Here is a 5,289-nt window from a genome sequence, read left to right as displayed (position 1 = left end):
GGTATTGACGGCAACAAAAAAGCCGCTATGATGGGCGGCTCGGTTCAGCGAAAAGCCTTCGGGGTTTGAGCGGAACCGGCGGCAAGACCTCCGAAACGAGGTGTTGACGGAAAGAAAAAGTCCGCTATAATGGGCGGCTCGCTACGACGGAAACGTCGCGGTGAAACGGGAAAGGCGCTGAGGCCGGCCCCAATGTTCTTTGACAGTGTGCGCAGGTAACTTGTGAGGGCGCCTGCAGGTGGAAGTATGTCCATCTTGCAGACGTTCGAATCAAGAGCAACAAATCAATTGCTAAGCAAGCGATACGTAAGCTTGGTTTGAACTCTGCATATCAAAGTATTGACCTTCGGGTCTGTAATTTTAAGTGAAGAGTTTGATCCTGGCTCAGAGTGAACGCTGGCGGCAGGCCTAACACATGCAAGTCGAACGGCAGCACAGTGGTAGCAATACCATGGGTGGCGAGTGGCGGACGGGTGAGGAATACATCGGAATCTACCTTTTCGTGGGGGATAACGTAGGGAAACTTACGCTAATACCGCATACGACCTTAGGGTGAAAGCGGAGGACCTTCGGGCTTCGCGCGGATAGATGAGCCGATGTCGGATTAGCTAGTTGGCGGGGTAAAGGCCCACCAAGGCGACGATCCGTAGCTGGTCTGAGAGGATGATCAGCCACACTGGAACTGAGACACGGTCCAGACTCCTACGGGAGGCAGCAGTGGGGAATATTGGACAATGGGCGCAAGCCTGATCCAGCCATGCCGCGTGGGTGAAGAAGGCCTTCGGGTTGTAAAGCCCTTTTGTTGGGAAAGAAAAGCAGTCGGTTAATACCCGATTGTTCTGACGGTACCCAAAGAATAAGCACCGGCTAACTTCGTGCCAGCAGCCGCGGTAATACGAAGGGTGCAAGCGTTACTCGGAATTACTGGGCGTAAAGCGTGCGTAGGTGGTTGTTTAAGTCCGTTGTGAAAGCCCTGGGCTCAACCTGGGAATTGCAGTGGATACTGGGCAACTAGAGTGTGGTAGAGGATGGCGGAATTCCCGGTGTAGCAGTGAAATGCGTAGAGATCGGGAGGAACATCTGTGGCGAAGGCGGCCATCTGGACCAACACTGACACTGAGGCACGAAAGCGTGGGGAGCAAACAGGATTAGATACCCTGGTAGTCCACGCCCTAAACGATGCGAACTGGATGTTGGGTGCAACTTGGCACGCAGTATCGAAGCTAACGCGTTAAGTTCGCCGCCTGGGGAGTACGGTCGCAAGACTGAAACTCAAAGGAATTGACGGGGGCCCGCACAAGCGGTGGAGTATGTGGTTTAATTCGATGCAACGCGAAGAACCTTACCTGGTCTTGACATCCACGGAACTTTCCAGAGATGGATTGGTGCCTTCGGGAACCGTGAGACAGGTGCTGCATGGCTGTCGTCAGCTCGTGTCGTGAGATGTTGGGTTAAGTCCCGCAACGAGCGCAACCCTTGTCCTTAGTTGCCAGCACGTAATGGTGGGAACTCTAAGGAGACCGCCGGTGACAAACCGGAGGAAGGTGGGGATGACGTCAAGTCATCATGGCCCTTACGACCAGGGCTACACACGTACTACAATGGTTAGGACAGAGGGCTGCAAACTCGCGAGAGTAAGCCAATCCCAGAAACCTAATCTCAGTCCGGATTGGAGTCTGCAACTCGACTCCATGAAGTCGGAATCGCTAGTAATCGCAGATCAGCATTGCTGCGGTGAATACGTTCCCGGGCCTTGTACACACCGCCCGTCACACCATGGGAGTTTGTTGCACCAGAAGCAGGTAGCTTAACCTTCGGGAGGGCGCTTGCCACGGTGTGGCCGATGACTGGGGTGAAGTCGTAACAAGGTAGCCGTATCGGAAGGTGCGGCTGGATCACCTCCTTTTGAGCATGACAGCTACGCCTACAGGCGTCCTCACAAGTAACCTGCATTCAGAGAGTTCCGCCACAGGGCGGGGCACCCCGATTTCGGGGCCATAGCTCAGCTGGGAGAGCACCTGCTTTGCAAGCAGGGGGTCGTCGGTTCGATCCCGACTGGCTCCACCACTGAACTGAAGACTTTGGGTCTGTAGCTCAGGTGGTTAGAGCGCACCCCTGATAAGGGTGAGGTCGGTGGTTCGAGTCCTCCCAGACCCACCACTCTGAATGTATAAGCACACTAAGAATTTAAGATGCGCCAGCAGTGAGGCTGGGGTATGTTCTTTTAAAATTTGTGACGTAGCGAGCGTTTGAGATCAAACTATCTTGACGTGTCGTTGTGGCTAAGGCGGGGACCTCGAGTCCCTAGAAATTGAGTCGTTATAGTTCGCGTCCGGGCTTTGTACCCCCGGACTCAGCATAACTTGGAGGCAACTTCAGGTTATATGGTCAAGCGAATAAGCGCACACGGTGGATGCCTTGGCGGTCAGAGGCGATGAAGGACGTGGCAGCCTGCGAAAAGTGTCGGGGAGCTGGCAACAAGCTTTGATCCGGCAATGTCCGAATGGGGAAACCCACTGCTTCGGCAGTATCCTGCAGTGAATACATAGCTGCTGGAAGCGAACCCGGTGAACTGAAATATCTAAGTAACCGGAGGAAAAGAAATCAACCGAGATTCCCTAAGTAGTGACGAGCGAACGGGGACTAGCCCTTAAGCTGGTATGGTTCTAGAAAAACAACCTGGAAAGGTTGGCCATAGAAGGTGACAGCCCTGTATTTAAAAGGGCCATTCCAGTGAAGACGAGTAGGGCGGGGCACGTGAAACCCTGTCTGAATATGGGGGGACCATCCTCCAAGGCTAAATACTCCTGACCGACCGATAGTGAACCAGTACCGTGAGGGAAAGGCGAAAAGAACCCCGGAGAGGGGAGTGAAATAGATCCTGAAACCGTGTGCGTACAAGCAGTAGGAGCTCGCAAGAGTGACTGCGTACCTTTTGTATAATGGGTCAGCGACTTACTGTTCGTGGCAAGCTTAACCGTATAGGGGAGGCGAAGGGAAACCGAGTCTGATAAGGGCGCATAGTCGCGGGCAGTAGACCCGAAACCGGGTGATCTAGTCATGCCCAGGGTGAAGGTCAGGTAACACTGACTGGAGGCCCGAACCCACTCCCGTTGCAAAGGTAGGGGATGAGGTGTGATTAGGAGTGAAAAGCTAATCGAACCCGGAGATAGCTGGTTCTCCTCGAAAGCTATTTAGGTAGCGCCTCGGACGAATACTGCTGGGGGTAGAGCACTGTTATGGCTAGGGGGTCATCGCGACTTACCAAACCATTGCAAACTCCGAATACCAGTACGTACTATCCGGGAGACACACGGCGGGTGCTAACGTCCGTCGTGAAAAGGGAAACAACCCAGACCCACAGCTAAGGTCCCAAATTCACTGCTAAGTGGAAAACGATGTGGAAAGGCACAGACAGCCAGGAGGTTGGCTTAGAAGCAGCCACCCTTTAAAGAAAGCGTAATAGCTCACTGGTCGAGTCGGTCTGCGCGGAAGATTTAACGGGGCTAAGCAGTGAACCGAAGCTTGGGGTGCATCGCGATAAGCGATGCGCGGTAGAGGAGCGTTCCGTAAGCCGTTGAAGGTGGATTGAGAAGTCTGCTGGAGGTATCGGAAGTGCGAATGCTGACATGAGTAACGATAATGCGGGTGAAAAACCCGCACGCCGAAAGCCCAAGGTTTCCTTGCGCAACGTTAATCGGCGCAGGGTGAGTCGGCCCCTAAGGCGAGGGCGAAAGCCGTAGTCGATGGGAAGCAGGTTAATATTCCTGCACCTCGCGTAAGTGCGATGGAGGGACGGAGAAGGTTAGGTGTACCGGGCGTTGGTTGTCCCGGGGAAAGGCGGTAGGTTTGGATCTTTGGCAAATCCGGGATCCTTTAAGACCGAGCACCGAGACGAGTCTTTTAGACGAAGTCACTGATACCACGCTTCCAGGAAAAGCTCCTAAGCTTCAGCTTACGCAGACCGTACCGTAAACCGACACAGGTGGGTAGGATGAGAATTCTCAGGCGCTTGAGAGAACTCGGGTGAAGGAACTAGGCAACATGGCACCGTAACTTCGGGAGAAGGTGCACCCTTTTTGGTGGCTCATGCGAGCTATAGCTGAAGAGGGTCGCAGAAACCAGGCCGCTGCGACTGTTTATCAAAAACACAGCACTCTGCAAACACGAAAGTGGACGTATAGGGTGTGACGCCTGCCCGGTGCTGGAAGGTTAATTGATGGGGTCAGCCGCAAGGCGAAGCTCTTGATCGAAGCCCCAGTAAACGGCGGCCGTAACTATAACGGTCCTAAGGTAGCGAAATTCCTTGTCGGGTAAGTTCCGACCTGCACGAATGGCGTAACGACAGCGGCGCTGTCTCCACCCGAGACTCAGTGAAATTGAAATCGCTGTGAAGATGCAGCGTTCCCGTGGCAAGACGGAAAGACCCCGTGAACCTTTACTATAGCTTTACACTGAACGTTGAGTTCGTCTGTGTAGGATAGGTGGGAGGCTATGAAACTGTGGCGCTAGCTGCAGTGGAGCCATCCTTGAAATACCACCCTGTCGTGCTTGACGTTCTAACCTAGGTCCGTAATCCGGATCGGGGACCGTGTATGGTGGGTAGTTTGACTGGGGCGGTCTCCTCCTAAAGAGTAACGGAGGAGCACGAAGGTACGCTCAGCGCGGTCGGACATCGCGCACTGTGTGCAAAGGCATAAGCGTGCTTGACTGCAAGATCGACGGATCAAGCAGGTACGAAAGTAGGTCTTAGTGATCCGGTGGTTCTGTATGGAAGGGCCATCGCTCAACGGATAAAAGGTACTCCGGGGATAACAGGCTGATACCGCCCAAGAGTTCATATCGACGGCGGTGTTTGGCACCTCGATGTCGGCTCATCACATCCTGGGGCTGTAGTCGGTCCCAAGGGTATGGCTGTTCGCCATTTAAAGTGGTACGCGAGCTGGGTTCAGAACGTCGTGAGACAGTTCGGTCCCTATCTGCCATGGGCGTTGGAAGTTTGAGAGGGGCTGCTCCTAGTACGAGAGGACCGGAGTGGACGAACCTCTGGTGTTCCGGTTGTCACGCCAGTGGCATTGCCGGGTAGCTATGTTCGGAAGCGATAACCGCTGAAAGCATCTAAGCGGGAAGCGCGCCTCAAGATGAGACTTCCCGGGGCACAAGCCCCCTTAAGGAACCATGTAGACTACGTGGTTGATAGGTCAGGTGTGTAAGTGCAGCAATGCATTGAGCTAACTGATACTAATGATCCGTGCGGCTTGACCATATAACCTCAAGTTGCTTCCTCAA

General features: G+C 53.9%; 2 tRNA genes and 2 rRNA genes. All 4 read left to right on the top strand.

The annotated features are described in order from the left end of the window. Positions 1-361 precede the first annotated feature (361 nt). Positions 362-1,906, top strand: a 16S ribosomal RNA gene (locus tag HDC36_RS23265). Between the two features lie 85 nt (positions 1,907-1,991). After that, positions 1,992-2,067: transfer RNA gene (locus HDC36_RS23260), tRNA-Ala, on the top strand. Positions 2,068-2,083: 16 nt separating this feature from the next. Further along, positions 2,084-2,160, top strand: a tRNA-Ile gene (locus tag HDC36_RS23255). 226 nt (positions 2,161-2,386) lie between these two features. Then, positions 2,387-5,266: ribosomal RNA gene (locus HDC36_RS23250) — 23S ribosomal RNA — on the top strand. Together the 16S and 23S rRNA genes with 2 tRNA genes alongside form the textbook arrangement of a ribosomal RNA operon. Positions 5,267-5,289: the final 23 nt, after the last annotated feature.

Origin of the sequence: Xanthomonas sp. JAI131 (assembly GCF_013410075.1) — a bacterium.
Classification (GTDB): domain Bacteria; phylum Pseudomonadota; class Gammaproteobacteria; order Xanthomonadales; family Xanthomonadaceae; genus Xanthomonas_A; species Xanthomonas_A bonasiae.
Note: the sequence above shows the minus strand (reverse complement) of the source record. Positions and strands in the feature narration are given on the sequence as shown.